Raw genomic sequence first — 21,369 nt, forward strand, 5'->3', positions numbered from 1 at the left:
GAGCCCGGTGCCAGTGCCCCCGGCACGACCGCAGCTTCCCTGCGCATTCCCATGTCTTCTTCTTCCCAGCCGGAGCGCCGCTTCGGCCAGGAGCTGCTCGCCACCGCCACGCTCGCCCTGCCGCTGGTGCTGGGCCACGTGTCCACCGGCCTGATCGGCCTCGTCGACAACGTCATCGCCGGGCGCCACGGCACCCAGACCCTGGCCTCGGTCACCGTCGGCACCGCCCTGCTGTGGCTGCCGATGATGGTGCCGATCGGCACGCTCACCGCGTTGCCCGCGTCGGTCTCGCAGCTGGACGGCAGCGGCCGCCGCGACGCGATCGCGCGGCTGTTCCGCCAGGCCCTGTGGCTGGCGCTGGGCCTGGGCGTGCTGATGTTCGCGTTCCTGAGCCTGGCGCCGCTGGGCCTGGCCCGGTTCGGCATCGCCCCGGAGATCGTGCCCGGCGCGATCGCCTTCGCCCACGCGATCCGCTGGGGCGTGCCGGCGCTGATCCTGTTCTTCTGCATGCGCTACCTCAGCGAAGGCCTGCACTGGACCCTGCCGACCATGGTCCTGGGCTTCGCCGGACTGGGCGTGCTGGCACCGCTGGGCTATGCGCTGACCTTTGGCGTCGGGCCGCTGCCGGAGCTGGGACCCGCCGGCCTGGGTACGGCCTCGGCGGTGGTGATGTGGCTGCAGGCGCTTTGCTTCGCGGCCTACCTGGCGCGCTCGCGCCGGTTCGCCCCGCTGGGCCTGTTCGCGCGTTTCGATCCGCCATGCTGGGACGACATCCGCGGCCTGCTCGCCACCGGCCTGCCGATCGGCGTGACCGTGCTGATGGAGGGCGGGCTGTTCATCGCCACGGCGCTGCTGATCGCGCGCCTGGGCGAGGTGCCGGCGGCCGCGCACCAGATCGCGATCAACGTCTCGGCGCTGTGCTTCATGGTGCCGATGGGCCTGGCCGAGGCGACCACGGTGCGCGTGGGCCGCGCCCTGGGCGCCGGCGATCCGCTGGGCGTGCGCCGCGCCGCGCGCGCCGGCTACACCATCGTGCTGGCCACCCAGGCCTGCTCGGCCCTGGTGATGCTGCTGGGCCACGACGCCATCGTCGCCATCTACCCCCGCGATGCCGCGGTCGCCGCCACCGCCTCGGTGCTGCTGCTGTACGCGGCCACCTTCCAGTTCCCGGACGGGGTCCAAGTGATGTCCGCCGGCGCCCTGCGCGGCCTGCGCGATACCCGGGTGCCAATGTTCCTTGCAATGGTGTCGTACTGGGGCATCGGCATGCCGCTGGGCGCGTGGCTGGGCCTGGGACTGGGCCGCGGCCCGCAGGGCATGTGGACCGGCCTGATCCTGGGCCTGAGCGCCGCCGCCGTGCTGATGGGCTGGCGCCTGGCCTACAGCCTGCGCCGGCTGCCGCCACCGGTGGCCACGCCCGGGACGACCTCCGGCACGGTTACTTAAGGCGTATGAATCCGCGCGGCCGCCCGGCTATGCTGCAGGCCAACACCGCAAGACCGTAGCCGCCCGCTGGAGCCCTTGATGATTCCTCCTCCGCTGCCCCGCCAACGCAACCCGATCGCAGCCTTCTTCGTCGGGCTGTGGGACGTGATGAACTTCACCCGGCGGTTGATCCTCAACCTGCTGTTCTTCGGGCTGCTGTTCCTGGTCCTGGTCAGCTTCGTCGTGGCCCTGGGCCGCGGCAGCGGCACCCAGCCGATACGCGACCGCACCACCCTGGTGCTGGCGCCGGAAGGGCGGCTGGTGGAGCAGTTCACGGCCGATCCGGTCAGCCGCGCGCTGGCCAGGGCGATGGGAGCGCAGGACGCGGGCGAGGTGCAGCTGCGCGACCTGCTGCGGGTGATCGAGGCCGCGCGCGAGGACAGGAACGTCGAGCGCGTCCTGCTGCGGGTCGACGGCCTGCAGCCGTCCGGCTACGCCTCGCTGCGCGAGCTGGCGGCGGCGCTGGCCCGCCTGCGCGAGTCCGGCAAGCAGGTGATCGCCTTCTCCGAGGGCATGGGCCAGGCCCAGTACCTGCTGGCGGCGCTGGCCGACGAGGTCTACCGGGCCCCGATGGGCAGCCTCCTGCTGCAGGGCATCGGCCGCTACCGCCAGTACTACCGCCAGGGCCTGCAGGAAAAGCTGGGCGTGGACGTGCACCTGTTCCGCGTCGGCGAGTACAAGTCCGCCGCCGAGCCGTACATCCTCGACGCGGCGTCGCCCGAGTCCAAGGAAGCCGACCTGTACTGGATGAACGACATCTGGGGCCGCTACCTGGACGACGTGGCCAGGGCCCGCAGGCTGGATAAGGCCGAACTGGCCGCGCAGGTCGACCAGCTGGCCGCGGGCATCGAGGCGGCCGGCGGCGACGTGGCCCGGCACGCGCTGGAGCTGAAGCTGGTCGACGGCCTGAAGACCCGCGAGGAAGTACTGGACCTGCTGGCCGAGCGCGGCGTCGCCGACGAGGACGAGGACCTGGGCTTCCGCAACATCGGCCTGTCGGCCTACCTGCAGCACCTGGACCGCAAGGCCCTGCCGCTGGACAAGCGCCCGCAGGTGGCGGTGGTGGTGGCCGAGGGCGAGATCACCGGCGGCGACCAGCCGGCCGGCCGCATCGGTGGCGAGTCCACCGCCGCCCTGCTGCGCCAGGCGCGCGATGACGACGACATCAAGGCGGTGGTCCTGCGCGTGGATTCGCCCGGCGGCGAGGTGTTCGCCTCCGAGCAGATCCGCCGCGAGGTCGCGCTGCTGAAGGAAGCCGGCAAGCCGGTGGTGGTGTCGATGGGCGACCTGGCCGCGTCCGGCGGCTACTGGATCAGCATGGACGCCGACCGCATCTACGCCGATCCGTCGACCATCACCGGTTCGATCGGCATCTTCGGCCTGGTGCCCAACTTCACCCGCACCCTGGACAAGATCGGCGTGCACACCGACGGCGTGGGCACCACCCGCTACGCCGGCGCGTTCGACATCACCCGCCCGCTGGACCCCGACGTGGGCCGCGTGATCCAGTCGGTGATCGACAAGGGTTACGCCGACTTCATCGGCAAGGTCGCCAATGCGCGCGGGCGCAGCGCCGAGGAGATCGACGCGGTGGCCCGGGGCCGCGTGTGGAGCGGCGCGCAGGCGCTGGAGCGCGGCCTGGTCGATGCGATGGGCGGGCTGTCGGACGCCATCGCCGACGCCGCCTCGCGCGTGGAGTTGCAGGAAGGCAAGTACCGCGTGCGCTACGTGGAGAAGGAAGCCTCGCCGTTCGCGCAGTTCATGGCCGGCCTTGCGGGCAGCCGCCTCGGCGGCGCGCTGCTGGACGACACCGGCTTCGCCCGCGCGCTGCTGGCCCGCACCATGCCCGAGACCGAGGCGCAGCTGCGCTTCGTCGAGAACGCCGTGCGCGAACGCGACGGCGCGCCGGTCAAGGCGCTGGCCTACTGCTTCTGCGGCCTGTAGTCCGCGGCCGGCTCCGCCCGCGACGGCCCCGCCCATGGCGGGGCCGTCTGCGTTCGGGGCGCCTGGTTCAGCCGCCGGGCGCCTCGGCCGTGGCCGTCGCCTGCGGCTCGGGCGGCCGTTCGGTGGGTGGTGCTTCGCGCCGGCAGGCGGCCAGCACGAGCAGCGCCGCAAGCGCCGCCAATGCGAGCCGGGCGCGCGGAATCGCGGTACGCGGGCATCGGTCCATGCTGCACTCCTCGCAAGGTCCGCCGGGTATCCTACGCCCATGGCTACGAACCGCTGGCGACTGGATGGACAGCTGGCCCTGGTGACCGGCGCGAGCGCCGGCATCGGCCTGGCGATCGCGCACGAGCTGGCCGCGCTGGGCGCGGACCTGCTGCTGGTGGCGCGCAACGAGGACCCGCTGCAGGACGCGGTGGAGGAGCTGGAAGCCCGCCATCCGCAGCAGTCCTTCCACGCCATGGCCGCCGACGTGGCCGACGACGAGGACCGCCAGGCGATCCTGGACTGGGCCGAGGACCATGGCGACGGCCTGCACATCCTGGTCAACAATGCCGGCGGCAACGTCACCCGCCCGGCGGTGGACTACACCGAGGACGAGTGGCGCTCGATCTTCGAGACCAACCTGTTCTCCGCCTTCGAGCTGTCGCGCTACGCACACCCGCTGCTGGCGCGGCATGCGTCGACGGCGATCGTCAACGTCGGCAGCGTGTCCGGCCTGACCCACGTGCGCAGCGGCGTGGTCTACGGCATGACCAAGGCCGCGATGCACCAGATGACCCGCAACCTGGCCTGCGAATGGGCCGCCGACGGGATCCGGGTCAACGCGGTGGCGCCGTGGTACATCCGCACCCGCCGCACTTCCGGTCCGCTGTCGGATCCGGACTACTACGACCAGGTGCTGGACCGCACGCCGATGCGCCGCATCGGCGAGCCGGATGAAGTGGCCGCGGCGGTGGCGTTCCTGTGCCTGCCGGCGTCCTCGTACGTGACCGGCGAATGCATCGCCGTGGACGGCGGCTTCCTGCGCTACGGCTTCTGAGCGTCGTCCACGCGCCTCAGGTGCGCAGGCTGCGCTCCGGCACCTCGATCTCCATCGCCAGCGCCAGGTGGTCGGAGAAGGCCGCCGGCAGCGCCTTCGCATCGGCGCAGTGCAGGTCGCCGCTGACCAGGATGTGGTCGATCGCGCGCTGCGGCTTCCAGCTGGGGAAGGTCGGCACGATGCACTCGGGCGGGCGCAGGCTGGTGTTGCGGTAGAGGACTTCCATCTCCGGCACGTCGGGCAGGCAGTTGAAGTCGCCCATCAGCACCGCGTTGGGATGGTCCTGCAGCAGTTCGGCGATGAACGAAAGCTGCGACAGGCGCGACTTCGCGCCCAGCGACAGGTGCGCCACGGCCACGGTCAGGCCCTCGCGGCCGTCGCCGAAGTGGCCCAGCAGCACGCCGCGGCCGCGGATGCGGCCGGGCAGGGCGTGGTCGCTGATGCGCACCGGTTCCAGCCGGCTCAGCAGGCCGTTGGCGCTGGAGGCCACGCCGCCGACGCTGCGGTTGGGCTGGTGGGTCCAGTAGTGGAAGCCGGCGCGCTGGGCCAGGTAATGGGTCTGGTTGGTGAAGCCCGAACGCAGGCTGCCCGGGTCGGCCTCCTGCAGCCCGACGATGTCGTGCTGGCTGGCCAGCTGAGCGATCGCGTCCAGGCTGGTGCGCTTGCGGCCGGCCGGCAGCGCGTGCGACCAGCTGCGGGTCACGTAGTCGCTGTAGCGGCGGGTGCTGGAGCCGGCCTGGATGTTGGCCGACAGCACCCGCAGCCGGCGCGTGGGCGGCGCGCCGGCCTCCAGCATGGTTCCGCCCGGTTCGCCGGACTGCTGCTCGGTCACGGGTGGGGTATCCATGCGTGCGGTCCGGCGGCGCTCAGCGCGCGCCGGCGCGCTCCTGCGCGATCAGCCACTCGGCGGTGGCCAGCATCTGCTCGAAGCCGCGCTGGTCGACCGAAATGGTGTACTTGCCGGCCACCACCAGCGACGGGGTGCCCTCGATCTTGGCGCGGGCGGCGAACTGGCGGGCGCGGTTGACCTTGGCGTCGACGCCGAAGCTGCCGAAGGTGTCGGCGAAGCGCTTGGGGTCCACGCCGTACTTGGCATAGAACGGGGCGAGCTCCTTGGCGCCGACGTTGGCGTTGACCGGCAGGCTGCGCTCGACGTGGATGGCGCGGAACATGGCCGCATGGGTCTGCGGCAGCACGCCCAGCGCCTCGGCCGAGTAGTAGGCGCGCGCATACGGGGTCCAGTAGCCGCCGAACGCGCCCGGCACCAGGATCACGTTCACGTCGCCCGGCTGGCGCTTGATCCAGGCCTCGAGGATCGGGTCGAAGGCGGCGCAGTGCGGGCAGGTGTAGCCGAACACCTCGGCCACCTCGATCTTGCCGGCCATCGGCTGGAAGGCCTGGCCGTTCTCGATGACGGTGTAGTCCACGCCCGCCACCGGCGCCGGGCCGCCCGGCGCGTTGGGCGCCGGGGCCGCCGGGGTGGCGTCGCCCCGGCCGCCTGTTCGGGGGCGGCCGGGGCCGCGCCCGCGTCGCCCTCGGTCGCCGGCTGCGCGGCATCGGTCGCCGGCGCTTCGGTGGCGGGGGCCGTCTGGCTGTCCTGCGGGGCGGCGTCCTGGCCGGAGCAGCCGGCCAGGGCGGCCAGCAGGAGCAGGGACAGGATGGGGCGCATGTTCATTTCATGTCTCCAGTGAGGAAGAGGATCGGCCAGTGGCCGTCAACGGGAAGTCTGGGGTGCGCGGGCGGCGGCGCGCTCGCGGGCGATAAGGGCGTCGGCGATGCGCAGAGAGTCCTCGAAGTCGCGCCCGCGCACGCGGTAGCGGCCGTTGACCACCAGGGTCGGGGTGCCTTCCAGGCCGATGTCCCGGATCCACTCGCCGGCCCTGCGCACCTGCGCGGCGACCCCGGGGTCGGCCAGTGCCTCGCGCAGCCGCTCCTGGTCGACGCCGAAGCGTCCCAGGAAGTCGCCCAGCTCCTGCGGCGTGGGGTTGCGCGGCAGGCTGCCGGTCTCGTGCAGGGCCTGGAACAGGGCCGGATGCGCGCGCTCGGACAGGCCCAGCTCCAGCAGGGCGTAATAGGTCCGGGCCCAGGCCTCGGTCGGGCCGTTCCAGGCCGCGGGCACCGGCACCAGGTCCACGTCCTTGCCCTGGCGGCGCTTCCATTCGCGCAGCATCGGTTCGAAGTGGGCGCAGTGCGGGCAGGTATAGGCGAACACCTCGGCCACCTCGATCCGGCCCTGGTGCGGCGCCCAGGGCGCCGCCTCGATGCGCACGTAGTCGGTGCCTTCCTGCGGCTGGGTCGCCGCCGCGGCACCGGGCACCCAGGCCAGCAGCAGCACCAGCATTCCGGCAAGCAGGGACTTCATCGCGGGCTTCCTTGAAACGGCGCGGAACGGGTTCCGGAAAAAACGACGCCGGCCACGGGGGGCCGGCGCAAGATCATCAGGGAGGGACCACGTGCTCTCCGACCGCAGCCGGTGGCGGAAGTTCACTGGCGGCCGGCGGCTTCCGCGGCGGCCACGTCGTCGGCGCGGTCGTGCAGGCCCTGCAGGTAGCTGGAGAGGCTGCCGATCTCCTCGTCGGTCAGCTTCGAGGCCACCTTGGCCATGATGTTGAACAGGGCCGGATCGCGCTCGCTGGTCACGCCGGCGCGGTACTCCTCCAGGCGGCGGGCGGTGTACTCGGACATCTGGCCGCCCACGTGCGGGTAGGCCGGGCCCGGGTTGCCGGCGCCGGTCGGGCCGTGGCAGGCCATGCAGGCCGGGATGCCGCGCTCGGCGTCGCCGTTGCGGAACAGCTTCTGGCCCACCTCGTAGAACTTCATGCCGGCGTAGGGGCCGGAGGTGACCTCGGTGTCGTCGGCCACGCCCGCGCCGGACTTCTGCTTGGCGAAGTAGGCGCCGACGTCGCGCATCTCCTGCGGGGTCAGGGCCTGGGCGAACGGCACCATCACCGCGGCCAGGCCGCTGTGGCGCTCGCCGCTGGCGAACAGGGCCAGCTGGCGGGCGATGTAGCGCTCGCTCTGGCCGGCCAGGCGCGGGTACATGGGGTCGGACGGATTGCCGTCGGCGCCGTGGCAGGCCGCGCAGGTCGTGGCGGCGGTCGCGCCGGCCTCGGCATCGCCCCAGTGGGTCTTGCTCAGGTCCACTTCCAGCGGCTGCTCCTGCACCGGATCGTTGTCCGGGATCGGGACCACCGTGGTCTGTGCAGCGTAGGCGACAACGGCGGTGGCCGCGGCGGCCAGTCCGGCAAGGGCGATAACGCGAGCGTGGCGCATGCTAGAGCTCCGGGAACCCGAATCGGCGCGGCCGTGAACAGCCGCGAAACGTCGGGATTATCCCCGCGCCGGGCGGCGACGGTCAACGAAACCCGTCGCCGGACCCGCCCCGGCCCCGCCAGCGCCCCCGGGCATGCGATCCTATGCCCATGTCCAATCCCCTCGAAAAGGCCCGCTACCTGGGCTCGGCGCACACGCCCGCGCAGCTGCCGCCGGATGGCGGCTTCGAAGTGGCCTTCGCCGGCCGCTCCAATGCCGGCAAGTCCAGCGCGCTCAACGCCCTGACCCGGCAGAACTCCCTGGCACGGGTGTCCAAGACCCCCGGCCGCACCCAGCAGCTGGTGTATTTCGAGGTCGCGCCCCAGCGCTACCTGGTGGACCTGCCCGGCTACGGCTACGCCAAGGTGCCGATGGACCTGAAGGCGCACTGGGAGCGCTTCCTCGACAACTGGTTCCGCAGCCGGCAGGCCCTGCGCGGGCTGGTGGTGGTGATGGACATCCGCCATCCGCTCAAGAACTACGACCGGCAGATGATCGGCTACGCGGTCAGCCGCGGGCTGCCGGCGCACGCGCTGCTGACCAAGGCCGACAAGCTCGGCCGCGGCCAGCAGGCCCAGGCGGTGCAGGCGGTGCGGCGCGAGCTGGCCGCCGCCGGTGCCAGCGGGGTCGGGGTGCAGGCGTTCTCCAGCGAGAACAAGCAGGGCGTGGACGAGGCCTGCGCGGTGGTGGCCGGCTGGCTGGACCTGCTGCCTCCGGCCCAGGACCCGGCCCAGGCCTGAGCCGGGTCAGACGGCGACGTCGAACAGCCGCCCGATGAGGTGGGCGGCCGCCATGGCCGCCGCGCCCCATCCGCCGACCCGCAGCGCACCGCGCCACAGGTTGGCGCCGCCGGCCCAGGCGGCCAGCGCGCCGGAGCCGAACAGGCCGGCGATGGTGGTGCCGGTGACCGCCCAGGCCACGCCCTGCGGCGGGGCCCGCAGGGTCACCGCGATGGGCAGGGACGCGCCGGCACAGAACGCCGCCGCGGAGGCGGACGCCGCCTGCAGCGGACGGGCCCTGGCCACCTCGTTGATGCCCAGCTCCTCGCGCGCGTGCGCGGCCAGCGCATCGTGGGCGGTCAGCTGCACCGCGACCTGGCGGGCCAGCTCCGGCGACAGGCCCCGCTTCTCGAACAGGCCCGCCAGTTCCGCCAGCTCCGCATCCGGCAGCTCGCGCAGTTCGCGGCGCTCGGTTTCCAGGTCCGCCTCCTCGATGTCGGCCTGCGAGCGCACCGACACGTATTCGCCGGCGGCCATCGACATGGCGCCGGCCACGGTGCCGGCGATGCCGGCCGAGAGGATCGCCCCGGGAGTGCCGCCGCCGGCGGCGACGCCGACCACCAGGCCGGCGACCGACACGATGCCGTCGTTGGCGCCCAGTACCGCCGCGCGCAGCCAGCCGGCGCGATCGCTGCGGTGGGATTCGACGTGGCGTCGGGGCATGGGCACTGTCCGTGTGGGCCTGCGGGTGGGTGCGCCCAGTGTACGGCCGGGGCAGGGCGGCAACGGCGCGGTGGGATGCTGAAGGCCACCGCCTGGCACGTCCGGACGACGGTGGTCAGGCTATAGTTCGCACCCTGCCGGCCAGCGCCGGAGTCCATTCCAGCGCCGCCCGAGATCCTGCCCTTGTCGAGTCCCAGCCACGTCGCCGATACCCCGGTCACCGGACGCCGCCAGCTGGTGGAATACCTGGCCGCGGGCGAGAAGCCCCGTGAGGCCTGGCGCATCGGTACCGAGCACGAGAAGTTCGGCTTCCGCCTGGACGACCTGCGGCCGCCGGCGTTCGATGGCGAGCGCGGCATCGAGGCGCTGCTGGCCGGGCTGGCCCGCTTCGGCTGGACCCCGGTGCGCGAGAGCGTGGACGGCCAGCCCGAGCGGGTGATCGCGCTGCTGTGCGATGGCGCCTCGGTGACCCTGGAGCCGGCCGGGCAGCTGGAGCTGTCCGGTGCGCCGCTGGAGAGCATCCACCAGACCTGCGTCGAGGTCGGCACCCACCTGGACGAGGTGCGCCAGGTCGCCGACGAACTGCAGCTGGGTTTCCTCGGCATGGGCTTCCAGCCGAAGTGGCGGCGCGAGGACATGCCGTGGATGCCCAAGGGCCGCTACCGGATCATGCGCGCCTACATGCCGAAGGTCGGCGGCCTCGGCCTGGACATGATGACCCGCACCTGCACCGTGCAGGTCAACCTGGATTTCGCCTCCGAGGCGGACATGGTGAAGAAGTTCCGGGTGTCGCTGGCGCTGCAGCCGGTGGCCACCGCGCTGTTCGCCGATTCGCCGTTCACCGAGGGCCGGCCCAACGGCTTCCTCAGCTACCGATCGCACATCTGGACCGATACCGATCCGGACCGCACCGGCATGCTCGACTTCGTGTTCGAGGACGGCTTCGGCTACGAGCGCTACGTCGACTACCTGCTCGACGTGCCGATGTACTTCAGCTACCGCGACGGCCAGTACGTCGACGCCAGCGGGCAGAGCTTCCGCGACTTCATGGATGGCCGCCTGCCGGCGCTGCCGGGCAAGCTGCCGACCCTGCGCGACTGGTCCGACCACATGACCACCGCCTTCCCCGAGGTGCGGCTGAAGAAGTACCTGGAGATGCGCGGCGCCGACAGCGGCCCGTGGGCGCGGCTGTGCGCGCTGCCGGCGTTCTGGGTCGGCCTCCTGTACGACGACGCGGCGCTGGACGCGGCCTGGGACCTGGTCAAGGACTTCAGCAACGCCGAGCGCCACGCCCTGCGCGACGGCGTGCCCAGGCACGCACTGAAGCTGCCGTTCCGCGGCGCGACCGTGCGCGAGCTGGCGATCGAGGCGCTGAAGATCTCCGCGGCCGGCCTGCGCCGGCGGGCCGCGCTCAATGCCGACGGCATCGACGAGTCGCGCTTCCTCGATACCCTGGTCGAGATCGCCGAGGCCGGGCAGTCCCCGGCCGAGCGCAAGCTCGAGCTGTTCCACGGCCCGTGGCAGGGCGACATCGACCGGGTGTTCTCCGCCTTCGCCTACTGAGGCATCGCGGCGTTTGCCCGGGGCGGCGGATGCATTCCGGCGCTCAGGGCGCCCAGAGCTTGTGCAGGTCGCGGAAGCCCCATTCGCGCGGCGACTCGATGCCGGTGATGCGCTCGTTGCAGCCGGGAGCCGACAGGTCCAGGTCCACGTGCAGCACGTGGCTGCGCAGGCGCGCCGAGTAGAACCCCCGCACCAGCGGGCGGGTCAGGTCCGGGCGCTGCTCCAGCACCACCGCCAGCCGTTCGCTGGACAGCTTCACCAGGCTGCCGGCCGGGTAGATGCCGAGGCTGGCGATCAGCGCCTTGAGCACCACCGGATCGAAGTGGCCCTTCCATGAGGCCATGCGCCGCAGGGCCTCGGCCGGGTCCCACGGTTCCTTGTAGGCGCGGGTGGAGGTCACCGCGTCGTACACGTCGCAGACCGAGCTCATGCGCGTCAGCAGCGGCAGCTCGTCCTCGGCCAGGCGCGCGGGATAGCCGGTGCCGTCCATGCGCTCGTGGTGGTGCAGGACCATGTGCAGGATGGCCTCGTTCTCCACCCCGCTCTCGCCGAGCAGGCGGGCGCCGTGCGCGGGATGGGCGCGCATCAGCTCCATCTCGGCGTCCTCCAGCCGGCCGGGCTTGTTGAGGATCTCCAGCGGCACGCAGGCCTTGCCCAGGTCATGCAGCAGGCCGCCAAGGGTGGCTTCCTGGCAGGCCTGCTCGTCCATGCCCATGCGCCGGGCAAGGTTGGACATCAGCGCGCCGACCGCCACCGAGTGCAGGTAGGTGTAGTCGTCGACGGTCTTGATCCGGGCGATGCCGATCAGGGCGCCGGGATGGCGGCCGACCGAGGCGTTGATCTCCTGCGCCAGCGGCACCATCGCGGCCGTGTCGACGATCCGGCCCAGGCGTACTTCCTGGAACATCGCCTCCACCGCCTCGCGGCCTTCCTGGCAGATGCGGCGGGCGCGGGTCAGTTCCGCGGCCAGGTCCGCCTGCGGCACCGGGGCGCGGCGCGGTGATACGGTCGCGGCCGCTGGCTCCGGTGCAGGCTCCAGCGCCGCAGCGGCCTGCGCCGCGGTCGCGGCCGCAGCGTCCGGTTCCGCCGCCGGCGGAGGCTCGTCGGTTTCCTGGCTGCGCGACGGATCGATGTCCACCGACGCCACCCCGCTGTTGCGCAGGCGCTGGACGTGGTGTTCGGTGGCCAGGAAGGAGGTCCGCCAGAACGGATGCTTCAGCCATGCGCCATTGACCCGCTGCACGTACATGCCCGGGCGCAGCTCGTCGATGGGGATGGTGACGTACATATTCGGGGAAAGGCGGATGACCGGCAGGGAGCCGGGGGGGTATCGGCCATACGTCACGGGGCTTTAGCGGATGGCGCGGCTTCGCCTTGGCTGGGCCGGCCTGATACTATCCCCCAGTATCCAAGGCGAGGTCCGTGGCATGCCTCACAGTCCGGAAGAAAAGCGGCGCGTGCTGGCCCGGGTGCGCCGCATCCGCGGCCAGGCCGAGGCGCTGGAGCGCGCGCTGGAAGCCGGTGCCGACTGCGCGCCGGTGCTGCAGCAGATCGCTGCCATCCGTGGCGCGGTCAACGGGCTGATGTCCGAGGTCATGGAAGCGCATATCCGCGAGACCTTCGGCCAGGCCGCGGCCTCCGCCGACCAGCGCCAGGCGCGGGTCGCGGAGGTGACCGCGCTGCTGCGTTCCTATCTGAAGTGATTCCCCGCCGGCCTTGCCGGCGTCCCCGTTCGTAGTCGTCCCAGGAGTGCTCCCATGAAGTCCCGTGCCGCCGTCGCCTTCGCCGCTGGCCAGCCGCTGCAGATCGTCGAGATCGATGTCGCCCCGCCCAAGGCCGGCGAGGTTCTGGTGAAGATCACCCACACCGCGCTGTGCCATACCGACGCCTTCACCCTCTCCGGCGAGGATCCGGAAGGCGTGTTCCCGGCGGTGCTGGGCCACGAGGGCGCCGGCATCGTGGTCGAGGTGGGCGAGGGCGTGACCTCGGTCAAGCCGGGTGACCACGTCATCCCGCTGTACACCGCCGAGTGCGGCCAGTGCCTGTTCTGCAAGAGCGGCAAGACCAACCTGTGCGTGGCCGTGCGCGCGACCCAGGGCAAGGGCGTGATGCCCGACGGCACCACCCGCTTCTCCTACAACGGCCAGCCGATCTACCACTACATGGGCTGCTCGACCTTCTCCGAGTACACCGTGGTCGCCGAGGTCTCGCTGGCCAAGGTCAATCCGGAGGCCAACCCGGAACACACCTGCCTGCTGGGCTGCGGCGTGACCACCGGTATTGGAGCGGTGCACAACACCGCGAAGGTGCAGGAAGGCGACTCGGTGGCCGTGTTCGGCCTCGGCGCGATCGGCCTGGCGGTGATCCAGGGCGCGAAGCAGGCCAAGGCCGGCCGCATCATCGCCATCGACACCAACCCGGCCAAGTTCGAGCTGGCGCGGCAGATGGGCGCCACCGACTGCGTCAATCCGAAGGACCACGACAAGCCGATCCAACAGGTGATCGTCGAGATGACCGGCTGGGGCGTGGACCACAGCTTCGAGTGCATCGGCAACGTGGACGTGATGCGCGCGGCCCTGGAATGCGCGCACCGCGGCTGGGGCCAGAGCGTGATCATCGGCGTGGCCGGCGCGGGCAAGGAGATCAGCACCCGTCCGTTCCAGCTGGTGACCGGCCGCAAGTGGATGGGCACCGCCTTCGGTGGCGTGAAGGGCCGCACCCAGCTGCCGGGCATGGTCGAGGACGCGATGGCCGGCAGGATCGAGCTGGCGCCGTTCGTGACCCACACCTTGCCGCTGGAGCGCATCAACGAGGCCTTCGACCTGATGCACGAAGGCAAGTCGATCCGCACCGTCATCCACTACTGAGCGATGCACGCGGCCGACGCCAGCAGCAGCAACACGACCACCGGCGCGCGGATCGCGCTGGTGGCCGGGGCCAGCGGCCTGGTCGGGCGCGCGCTGGTCGCGCGCTTGTGCGCCGACCCCGGCGTGGCCGCGGTGCACGCGCTGGTGCGGCGACCGCTGGAGCTGCGGCATCCGAAGCTGCAGCTGCACGTGGTCGACTTCGCCGCGCTGCCGGCCCTGCCGGCGGCCGGTGAGGCCTACCTGGCGCTGGGCACCACGATAGCCGTGGCCGGTTCGCGCGAGGCCTTCCGCGCGGTGGACTTCGACGCCAGCCTCGCGGTGGCGCGTGCGGCCCTCGCGGCCGGGGTGCGCCGGATCGGCCTGGTCAGCGCGATGGGCGCCGACCCGCGCTCGCGGGTGTTCTACAGCCGCACCAAGGGCGAGCTGGAGCAGGCGCTGTCGACCCTGCCGCTGGATGCACTGGTGGTCGCGCGGCCGGCGCTGCTGCTGGGCGACCGCGGCGCCCTTGGCCAGCCGCACCGCCGCGGCGAGCACCTGGCCGCGCGCCTGGACCGCTGGCTGCGGCCGCTGCTGCCTGCGCGGCTGCGTGCCATCGCCGCCGACGACGTCGCCGCCGCGCTGGCCTGGGAAGTGCCGCGCGCGAGCGGTCCCACCATCCTCGAATCGGCGCGCATGCAGGGCGCATCCGCCGCGCCGCACCGGAACGCATAAGGAGAAGCAACCATGGAACGCATCGAACACCGCGCCTGCTTCGGCGGCTGGCAGGATGTCTACCGCCACGCATCGAAGGTGCTGGGCTGCACGATGACCTTCGCCATCTACCTGCCGCCGCAGGCGGCCGGGCGCAGCGTGCCGGTGCTGTACTGGCTCTCCGGCCTGACCTGCACCGAGCAGAACTTCATCACCAAGGCCGGCGCACAGCGCTACGCGGCCGAGCACGGCATCGCCATCGTCTGCCCGGACACCAGTCCGCGCGGCGAGGACGTGGCCGACGCCGAGGGCTACGACCTGGGCAAGGGCGCCGGCTTCTACCTCAACGCCACCCGCGAGCCCTGGGCGCGGCACTACCACATGCACGACTACGTGGTGCACGAGCTGCCGGCGCTGGTCGAGGCGAACTTCCCGGTCACCGCCGAGCGCGCCATCAGCGGCCACTCGATGGGCGGCCACGGCGCCCTGGTCTGCGCCCTGCGCAACCCCGGCCGCTACCGCAGCGTCTCGGCGTTCTCGCCGATCGTCGCGCCCAGCCAGGTGCCGTGGGGCGAGAAGGCCTTTTCCGCCTACCTGGGCGAGGACCGCGCGGCGTGGCGCCAGTGGGACGCCTGCGAGCTGCTGCGCGAGGCCGGCGAGAAGCTGCCGCTGCTGGTGGACCAGGGCAGCGACGACGAGTTCCTCGAGGGCCAGTTGCGCCCGCAGCTGCTGCAGGCCGCGGCCGACGCGGCGGGCCATCCGCTGACCCTGCGCATGCAGCCCGGCTATGACCACAGCTACTACTTCATCGCCAGCTTCATCGGCGAGCACGTGGCGCACCATGCCGCGGCGCTGCAGGGCTGTGCGGGCGGGCAGTGCGGAACGGACGCCGCCGGCGGCTGCTGCGGCGGCCACTGAGCGGCGCAGCATGACCCCCGCTGCGGGGCTGTGGCATGTTTGGCGCCACGTGGATGCCGACCAGGGGGAATGCATGCGTGGCAGGGGCAAGTACGGATATGCACTGGCCGTGGCGCTGATGGCCATGGCCCCGGGCGCGGTCGCCGCAGAGGGCGCGACCACGCCGCAACGCACGGTGGAAGGGGCGCAGGAGTTCCTGCGCCAGGTACTGCCGGGCAACCGCTATCTGTCGACCATGATGGTCGAGGTCCTGGCCAAGGCCCGCCGCGACGGCCTGCGTGCGCAGTTCGATCCGCTGCCGCCGATCGTCGATGCCGACCCGATCGCGCCCTGCCGCTCCTACCTGATCGGCGAAATCGCCAACACCTGGCTGACGGTACGCGACCCGGCCACCGGCGAGGTCACCGAGGCGGAGTTCGCGGCGATGGCCGGCGACGACCATGTCGGCAGCCGGGATGGCATGCACTTCGGCTCCATCCGCGCCCTGCGCCAGGACGGCTCGCGTGTCTACCTGCGCTTTGCCGGCGAGCAGCACGACGCGGAGCTGCACCTGGAAGGCAGCGAGATCGCATCCCGGGTGTACGCGGCGCTGGATTTCCTGCGCAGGCAGTGCGATCCGGCGGCGGCGACCGGCTTCTGACAGAAAACCGGGGGCAGAGTGCAATTCCTCCCCGACGCCGCTCGCGGCTACCGGTGCACAGGAAGAGAAATTGCACTCTGACCCCGGTTTTTCTTTCTTGCCTTCACTCCCCCAACGCGAAATCGGTGCGCGCGAAGCGCCCGGCTTCGAGGCTGTCGCCGGCATGGGCCAGCCTGATCGGCGCGGCGAACATGGGTCCGTCCCACACGCAGGTGTGGTATTCGCCGTTCTCGCCGCAGGGATCCACCCCGGGGGGCAGTTCCTCCAGCAAGGCTAGGTTGAACGGCCGGCCGGCGAAGCGCGCATCCAGCTGCTGCGTGTCCACGCAGCACACGTGCGCGCGCAGGCCGGAGTCGAGCATGCGCCGCGCCAGCAGGGCGGTGTCGAACCGGAACAGCGGCGTGACCAGGTTCCAGCCGTAGCTTTCCAGCTGCTGCTGGCGCCAGGCGCGGATGTCTTCCAGGAACAGGTCGCCGAAGGCCATGGTGCGCAGCTCCGGCCAGCGCTGCCCGGCCTCGTCCAGCGCAGAGGCCATCGCCGCCCCGTAGGTGGCGTTGTCGCACTTCGGCGGGATCGGTACTTCCATCAGGGGCAGTCCGGCGGCGCTGGCCTGGGCGCGCAGCACCTCCACGCGCACGCCCTGCAGCGAGGCCCGGCCGTCGCTGACCGTGGTCAGCAGGCCGACCACCGCATGGGTGGCCGACTGCCGCAGCATGTGCAGCGTCCAGGCTGCGTCCTTGCCGCCGCTCCAGGCCAGCAGGACCGGAATGCGTGATGCCATCGGCGCGTGGCCCGGCTCAGCGCACGTCGCGCAGTTCCCAGCGCGATCCGGCCAGCAGGCGCAGGCGGTGGCGCACGATCTCGCCGGGCAGGGAGGTGGTGGCGGTGAGGTAGACCGACATGTCCTCGCGCCGGCCTTCGACCGTGGCCTGCGGATCGGTCGCGCCAAGGTCCGGATCCACCTCGTCCGGGTCCGGCTGCATCTGCCGCCAGCGCTCGAACAGCGCCGGCGAGCGCAATGCGTCCTGCAGCTGTTCGGCGAAGGCCTCGTAGCCATTGGCGGTGAACGACAGCGACGGCTCGCTGCCGCGCGCGGCGGCCGGATCGGGCAGGCGGATCACGTAGCGGACGGACATCGACGGGCTCCTGCGTGGCGGGAACGCAAATCTAGCAGCGCCCGCGCGAAGCGGCTGTGGGCCCTGGTCAGCCGAAGCCGTGCTCGGTCGAGGCGAAGCCCACCGCCACCGCGCCCTTGCCGACGTTCACCATGCCGGTCAGGCTCATCACGCTCTCGAACACTTCCACCCCATGGGCGAGGCAGGTGTCGAGCAGGCGCGCATAGCCCGGAAGGCCCTGCAGTTCGGCCAGGTCGCCGCCATAGCAGACGGCCATCGTGGGCGTCATCAGCCCGGCGCGTACGCGGTCGCAGGCCACCTCGAACATCTTCTCGGTGGCGGCCTCGAAGCCCCTTACCCGCGCCACCGGTTCGGTACCGCCGTTCCAGGCGCGGATCACCGGCTTGATGTCCAGGGCGCTGCCCAGCGCCGCGCTGAGCAGGCCGACGCTGCGGTCGCCCTTGGTGCGGGCGCGGTTGCGCAGGTAGTACAGGTCGCGCGGGATCATGAAGCCGCAGGTGTTCACGGCCAGCTCCTCCAGACGCGCGCGCATCTGCGCCACGCCGACGCCGGCCGCGCGCATGCGCACCGCGTCCACCGCGGTGATCGCCTGCCCGCAGAACAGGTTGAGGGTGTCGATCACCCGCAGCGCGAACGGCGAGTTGTGCCCGGCTGCCTGGCGCACCGGCTTGTAGTCGTTGAGGATCGCGAAGCTGGCCTGCATCGCGTTTTCGTGGATCTGGCTGCGCTGGCGCGAGATGGTCAGGCAGAAGACGTGGTCGTAGTCGATCACCAGCCGCTGCAGGAACAGGTCGCGGATCTGCTCCACGCCCAGCGGCGTGGTCTCGGCCTCGTGGCCGCGTTCGGCCACGTGCGCGTGCAGGAAGGCCAGGGTGGCTTCCTCGTCGCGGTGGTCGTCCAGTACTGCATTGCCGATGCGGACGGTGATCGGCATGACCACGATCCCGTGTTCCTGGATGAACGAGGCCGGCAGGTCGCAGGCCGAGTCGACGACGATCCCTATGCGCATATGCCCTCCCTAGGCTGCCCACGTGGAGCGCGCGAAACGTAGCGCAGTTCAGGCCGTGCCGCGACTGTCAATTGGGAGGGGTCACCCCTTGCGGCGTATGCCGACCGGCAGGCTTCCGACCGTGGCCAGGGGGCCCTCGCGCAGCAGCCCGGGATCCTCCAGCACCGCCATCATCAGGTCGTGGCTGTCGTTGCCCCAGAACAGCCCTCCCTCCACCTGCAGGGTGGGAACGCCAAAAACCCCTGCGGAAAGCGCGGATTCGGTCATCCCTCGCAGCCGCTGCTTCACCTCCGGGGCGGCGATGGCCGCGTCCAGGTCGCCCTCGATGCCGAGCCCGCGGGCGACCGGCGCGAGGGTCGCCGTGCTGCCATCCAGGCCGTCGCGCCAGATCGCATTGAAGATCGCGTCGATGGCCTGGACGCCAATTCCTGCTGCGATGCACAAGCGCAATGCGGGCAAGGGATTGAACGGATGCGCCGGCGGGAACACCAGCGGCACGCCCTCGCGACGGGCCTGCCACAGGGCCTGGCGATAGATGAATTCGCGCTTGGCCGGGATCTCCGCCGGCCCCAGCGTGCCGAGCGCGTCGAGCACCGCGCCGAGCAGGATCGGCACCGCTTCCACCCGCCCGGCCTCGACCAGCGGGCGCATCTTCTGCCAGTGCAGGTACGAGAACGGCGAGACGAAATCGAAGTACCAGCGCGGCTTCATCCAGTCCTCCTCCGTCGTTGTGCCGGCCCCTGATCATGCGCGGATGCACGCATCGTTGCCATCCGGCCGCCGGTCATGGCGCCGCGGTCATGCGCGATGGTCCATGCTTGTGGCATCGACCAGGACGGAGGATGCGATGGCGACGGCACGTGAAGTGGTGGGTTTCTGGCGCCAGGCCGGCGCGGACGCGTGGTTCGCCGGCGATGCCGCCTTCGACCGCGAGTGCGCGCGCCTGGAGCAGGCGCACATGGAAGCGGCGCGCGGCGGGCACGAGGACTGGCTGCAGTCCAGCGAAGGCGCGCTGGCGCTGATGGTCCTGCTGGACCAGATCCCGCGGAACATCTACCGCGGCACCGGCCATGCCTTCGCCACCGATGGCCTGGCGCGCCGCTACGCGCTGCGGGCGATCGAGGCCGGGCACGACCAGGCGGTCGAGCCGGCCCTGCGCGCGTTCTTCTACCTGCCGCTGGAACACGCCGAGGACATGGCCGACCAGGAGTATGCGGTCGAGCTGTTCACCGCGCTGGGCGACAGGACCTACCTGGACTACGCCATCGCCCACCGCGACGTGATCGCGCGCTTCGGCCGCTTCCCGCACCGCAACCAGGCGCTCGGGCGGGTGAGTACGGCGGAGGAGCAGGCCTGGCTCGACGCCGGCGGCGGGTTCTGAGTCGACCGGGACGCAGTGGGAATTCGCTGTGCGCCAAACGGAAAAGGGCGGCTTTCGCCGCCCTCTCCTGCAAGACCCGGCGGGCCGGGCGACGCATCGCTGCTCAGTAGCGCGGGATGCTGCCGTCCACGTCCTGCGCCCAGCGGTCGATGCCGCCCTCGACGTTGAACACCGCGGCAAAGCCCTTGCCGCGGAATTCCTCGGCGGCCTGTGCGCTGCGGCCGCCGTGGTGGCACATGAAGGCCAGGCGGGTGTCCTTGGGCAGCGCTTCCAGCTCGGCGCGGCCGTTGCCGTCGAAGGTGCGGTGGGGAATGGAGAGCGAGGCAATCGCGCGCTCTTCCGGCGGGCGCACGTCGACCAGCACCAGCTCGCCGGTGCCGACCTGGCGCTCGGCCTCGGCCGGGGTGATCCCCTGCACCGGCTTGGGCGCGTTGGGGTTGTCGATCGCCAGGCCCTGGCCGCGGAAATCGTCCACCCAGTCGATGGTGATGCCGTTGGCGCGGCGGGCGCTGGCCAGGTCGAACTGGATGCGCAGGCCGCCGGTCTCCACCGCGATGGCGCTGTCGTTGCGCGGCACGATCTGGAAGCGCGGCTGGAAGCGCGCGTCGATCGACAGCGCCAGCGCCGCGCCCGGCGCGCTGGCCAGGGCGCCGCGCAGCTGCTCGGCGGCGGCCTCGGTCACGGTGACCTGCGGCGGGGTGCGGTCCGGCGCGGGCAGGCCCAGCATCTGCGACAGCTCGCCGCTGGAGGCCAGCTGCTCGATGATGTCGGAACCGCCGACCAGCTCGCCGTCGATGTACAGCTGCGGGATGGTCGGCCAGTTGCCGTAGACCTTGATGCCCTCGCGGATCTCCTGGTCGGCCAGCACGTTGACGTGGGCGTATTCGACGCCCAGGTCCTCCAGCACGCCGCTGGCCTTGGCCGAGAAGCCGCACTGCGGCATGCCGGGCTGGCCCTTCATGAACAGCACGACGCGGTTGGCTTGCAGCAGCGATTCGATGCGCGAACGCAGGGCGGGATCCAGGGACATGCGGGGCTCACGGCTGGTTTTTCAGGGGCTCGCATTCTACGCCCCATGGCATGATGCGGCGATGACCCGACCGGCAACACTGCATCGCATCCCCCGCCGTACGCACGCCTGGCTGGCGTGGCTGGCCGCCTCGCAGCTGGCGGTGGCCGTGCTGTGGATCGCCGCCGGGTGGCGCTGGGGCCTGCCGGCGCTGCTGCTGTCGCATGCGGCCTTCATCGTGCCGGTGTTCCTGCCGCGGGCCACGCTGTACGCGCCGGCGCTGTCGCGCCTGCCGGGCGACGAGCGCGCGGTCTGGGTCACCATCGACGACGGTCCATCCGACGACACCCCGGCCGTCCTCGAGGCGCTGGACCGGCACGGCATCCGCGCCACCTTCTTCCTGGTGGGCGAACGCGCCCGGGCGCGGCCGGAACTGGTGCGTGAGATCGTGCGCCGCGGCCACGAGGTCGCCAACCACACCTGGAGCCATCCCCAGGCCCGGTTCTGGGCGCTCGGCCCGCGCGCCATGGCCGCCGAGGTCGGGCAGGCGCAGGCCGCGCTCACCGCCTTGGCCGGCCAGCCGCCGCGCTGGTTCCGCGCCGTGGCCGGCCACACCAATCCGTTCCTCGCTGCGCCGCTGCAGCGCCTGGGCCTGGCGCGGGCGGCGTGGAGCGTGCGCGGCTACGACGCGGTCGATGGCGACGTGGTGCGGGTGTTGCAGCGGATCCAGCGCGGCCTGGCACCGGGTGCGATCGTGCTGCTGCACGAGGGCGCGCCGCATGGCCGCAGCGTGGAGATCGTCGAGGCCGCGCTATGCCTGCTGCGCGAGCAGGGCTACGCCGCGGTCATTCCGGACTGAGGAGCGTTTGCCCGCCTCTCCCTGGGGGAGAGGGTCGGGTACCGATGCCGACGCAGATGGCAACGCGTCGGG

At 71.8% G+C, this 21,369-nt stretch carries 23 protein-coding genes and 1 pseudogene; 12 read left to right on the forward strand and 12 right to left on the reverse strand.

Annotated elements, in window-relative coordinates; all coding sequences use genetic code 11:
• Positions 1 to 39 precede the first annotated feature (39 nt).
• Positions 40 to 1,446 carry an MATE family efflux transporter gene (locus CSC68_RS05860; RefSeq protein ID WP_425501209.1) on the forward strand — a complete coding sequence of 469 codons (1,407 nt, stop codon included), beginning with the start codon at positions 40 to 42 and terminating at the stop codon, positions 1,444 to 1,446.
• Positions 1,447 to 1,524: 78 nt separating this feature from the next.
• Positions 1,525 to 3,429 (forward strand): signal peptide peptidase SppA, encoded by a 1,905-nt coding sequence (gene sppA, locus CSC68_RS05865; protein WP_162202588.1) that lies wholly within the window; start codon positions 1,525 to 1,527, stop codon positions 3,427 to 3,429.
• A gap of 67 nt (positions 3,430 to 3,496) precedes the next feature.
• Here the strand turns inward: sppA and CSC68_RS05870 are convergent, their stop codons facing one another.
• On the reverse strand, positions 3,497 to 3,655 hold the full coding sequence (locus CSC68_RS05870; RefSeq protein ID WP_162202589.1) for a hypothetical protein: 159 nt from the start codon (positions 3,653 to 3,655) through the stop codon (positions 3,497 to 3,499).
• Between the two features lie 39 nt (positions 3,656 to 3,694).
• Here CSC68_RS05870 and CSC68_RS05875 point away from each other — a divergent pair, with 39 nt between their 5' ends.
• Entirely contained in the window at positions 3,695 to 4,471 is a 777-nt protein-coding gene (locus CSC68_RS05875; protein WP_162202590.1) for an SDR family oxidoreductase, read from the forward strand.
• A 16-nt stretch (positions 4,472 to 4,487) separates the two neighbouring features.
• On the opposite strand, the gene CSC68_RS05880 is transcribed toward CSC68_RS05875, so the two are convergent.
• The 4 genes and pseudogenes from CSC68_RS05880 to CSC68_RS05895 all read right to left on the reverse strand — a co-directional run bounded on the left by CSC68_RS05880 (position 4,488) and on the right by CSC68_RS05895 (position 7,744).
• The gene (locus CSC68_RS05880; RefSeq protein ID WP_162202631.1) at positions 4,488 to 5,267 is read right to left on the reverse strand and encodes an endonuclease/exonuclease/phosphatase family protein; all 780 of its coding nucleotides are present in this window, start codon (positions 5,265 to 5,267) and stop codon (positions 4,488 to 4,490) included.
• Positions 5,268 to 5,337: 70 nt separating this feature from the next.
• A pseudogene (locus CSC68_RS05885) lies at positions 5,338 to 6,146 on the reverse strand (thiol:disulfide interchange protein DsbA/DsbL).
• Between the two features lie 39 nt (positions 6,147 to 6,185).
• On the reverse strand, positions 6,186 to 6,833 hold the full coding sequence (locus CSC68_RS05890) for a thiol:disulfide interchange protein DsbA/DsbL (protein WP_162202591.1): 648 nt from the start codon (positions 6,831 to 6,833) through the stop codon (positions 6,186 to 6,188).
• A 122-nt stretch (positions 6,834 to 6,955) separates the two neighbouring features.
• Positions 6,956 to 7,744: a c-type cytochrome gene (locus tag CSC68_RS05895; RefSeq protein WP_162202592.1), complete on the reverse strand. Its 789-nt coding sequence runs from the start codon at positions 7,742 to 7,744 to the stop codon at positions 6,956 to 6,958.
• 149 nt (positions 7,745 to 7,893) lie between these two features.
• On the opposite strand from CSC68_RS05895, the gene yihA reads away from it, so the two are divergent.
• The gene (yihA, locus tag CSC68_RS05900) at positions 7,894 to 8,523 is read left to right on the forward strand and encodes a ribosome biogenesis GTP-binding protein YihA/YsxC (RefSeq protein ID WP_162202593.1); all 630 of its coding nucleotides are present in this window, start codon (positions 7,894 to 7,896) and stop codon (positions 8,521 to 8,523) included.
• Positions 8,524 to 8,529: 6 nt separating this feature from the next.
• Here the strand turns inward: yihA and CSC68_RS05905 are convergent, their stop codons facing one another.
• A complete protein-coding gene (locus CSC68_RS05905) occupies positions 8,530 to 9,225 on the reverse strand; it encodes a VIT1/CCC1 transporter family protein (protein ID WP_162202594.1) in 696 nt (231 codons plus the stop codon).
• Between the two features lie 177 nt (positions 9,226 to 9,402).
• Here CSC68_RS05905 and CSC68_RS05910 point away from each other — a divergent pair, with 177 nt between their 5' ends.
• Positions 9,403 to 10,788 (forward strand): glutamate--cysteine ligase, encoded by a 1,386-nt coding sequence (locus CSC68_RS05910; protein WP_343039869.1) that lies wholly within the window; start codon positions 9,403 to 9,405, stop codon positions 10,786 to 10,788.
• 43 nt (positions 10,789 to 10,831) lie between these two features.
• Here CSC68_RS05910 and CSC68_RS05915 read toward each other — a convergent pair whose 3' ends face one another.
• Entirely contained in the window at positions 10,832 to 12,076 is a 1,245-nt protein-coding gene (locus CSC68_RS05915) for a cyclic di-GMP phosphodiesterase (protein ID WP_162202596.1), read from the reverse strand.
• A 139-nt stretch (positions 12,077 to 12,215) separates the two neighbouring features.
• Here CSC68_RS05915 and frmR point away from each other — a divergent pair, with 139 nt between their 5' ends.
• From frmR to CSC68_RS05940, 5 genes are all read left to right on the forward strand, one after another.
• Positions 12,216 to 12,491: a formaldehyde-responsive transcriptional repressor FrmR gene (gene frmR, locus CSC68_RS05920; protein WP_162202597.1), complete on the forward strand. Its 276-nt coding sequence runs from the start codon at positions 12,216 to 12,218 to the stop codon at positions 12,489 to 12,491.
• Between the two features lie 54 nt (positions 12,492 to 12,545).
• Complete coding sequence (locus CSC68_RS05925; RefSeq protein ID WP_162202598.1) at positions 12,546 to 13,655, forward strand: S-(hydroxymethyl)glutathione dehydrogenase/class III alcohol dehydrogenase; 1,110 nt, start codon at positions 12,546 to 12,548, stop codon at positions 13,653 to 13,655.
• A 3-nt stretch (positions 13,656 to 13,658) separates the two neighbouring features.
• Entirely contained in the window at positions 13,659 to 14,366 is a 708-nt protein-coding gene (locus tag CSC68_RS05930; RefSeq protein WP_162202599.1) for an NAD(P)H-binding protein, read from the forward strand.
• 12 nt (positions 14,367 to 14,378) lie between these two features.
• Complete coding sequence (fghA, locus tag CSC68_RS05935; RefSeq protein WP_162202600.1) at positions 14,379 to 15,263, forward strand: S-formylglutathione hydrolase; 885 nt, start codon at positions 14,379 to 14,381, stop codon at positions 15,261 to 15,263.
• 73 nt (positions 15,264 to 15,336) lie between these two features.
• Positions 15,337 to 15,903, forward strand: a complete 567-nt coding sequence (locus CSC68_RS05940) for a hypothetical protein (RefSeq protein ID WP_246193460.1) — start codon at positions 15,337 to 15,339, stop codon at positions 15,901 to 15,903.
• A 103-nt stretch (positions 15,904 to 16,006) separates the two neighbouring features.
• On the opposite strand, the gene CSC68_RS05945 is transcribed toward CSC68_RS05940, so the two are convergent.
• From CSC68_RS05945 to CSC68_RS05960, 4 genes are all read right to left on the reverse strand, one after another.
• Positions 16,007 to 16,684 carry a Dph6-related ATP pyrophosphatase gene (locus CSC68_RS05945; protein WP_162202601.1) on the reverse strand — a complete coding sequence of 226 codons (678 nt, stop codon included), beginning with the start codon at positions 16,682 to 16,684 and terminating at the stop codon, positions 16,007 to 16,009.
• A 16-nt stretch (positions 16,685 to 16,700) separates the two neighbouring features.
• The gene (locus tag CSC68_RS05950; RefSeq protein WP_162202602.1) at positions 16,701 to 17,039 is read right to left on the reverse strand and encodes a hypothetical protein; all 339 of its coding nucleotides are present in this window, start codon (positions 17,037 to 17,039) and stop codon (positions 16,701 to 16,703) included.
• A gap of 67 nt (positions 17,040 to 17,106) precedes the next feature.
• On the reverse strand, positions 17,107 to 18,048 hold the full coding sequence (locus CSC68_RS05955; protein ID WP_162202603.1) for a DegV family protein: 942 nt from the start codon (positions 18,046 to 18,048) through the stop codon (positions 17,107 to 17,109).
• An 81-nt stretch (positions 18,049 to 18,129) separates the two neighbouring features.
• Positions 18,130 to 18,759, reverse strand: a complete 630-nt coding sequence (locus tag CSC68_RS05960; RefSeq protein ID WP_162202604.1) for a 2-hydroxychromene-2-carboxylate isomerase — start codon at positions 18,757 to 18,759, stop codon at positions 18,130 to 18,132.
• Between the two features lie 136 nt (positions 18,760 to 18,895).
• On the opposite strand from CSC68_RS05960, the gene CSC68_RS05965 reads away from it, so the two are divergent.
• Positions 18,896 to 19,429, forward strand: a complete 534-nt coding sequence (locus CSC68_RS05965) for a DUF924 family protein (RefSeq protein WP_162202605.1) — start codon at positions 18,896 to 18,898, stop codon at positions 19,427 to 19,429.
• A 103-nt stretch (positions 19,430 to 19,532) separates the two neighbouring features.
• Here the strand turns inward: CSC68_RS05965 and grxD are convergent, their stop codons facing one another.
• Entirely contained in the window at positions 19,533 to 20,459 is a 927-nt protein-coding gene (grxD, locus tag CSC68_RS05970) for a Grx4 family monothiol glutaredoxin (protein ID WP_162202606.1), read from the reverse strand.
• Positions 20,460 to 20,520: 61 nt separating this feature from the next.
• Between grxD and CSC68_RS05975 the strand changes: the two genes are divergently transcribed.
• Entirely contained in the window at positions 20,521 to 21,297 is a 777-nt protein-coding gene (locus CSC68_RS05975) for a polysaccharide deacetylase family protein (RefSeq protein WP_162202607.1), read from the forward strand.
• Positions 21,298 to 21,369 lie beyond the last annotated feature (72 nt).

This window comes from Pseudoxanthomonas suwonensis (assembly GCF_010093235.1).
Classification (GTDB): domain Bacteria; phylum Pseudomonadota; class Gammaproteobacteria; order Xanthomonadales; family Xanthomonadaceae; genus Pseudoxanthomonas; species Pseudoxanthomonas suwonensis.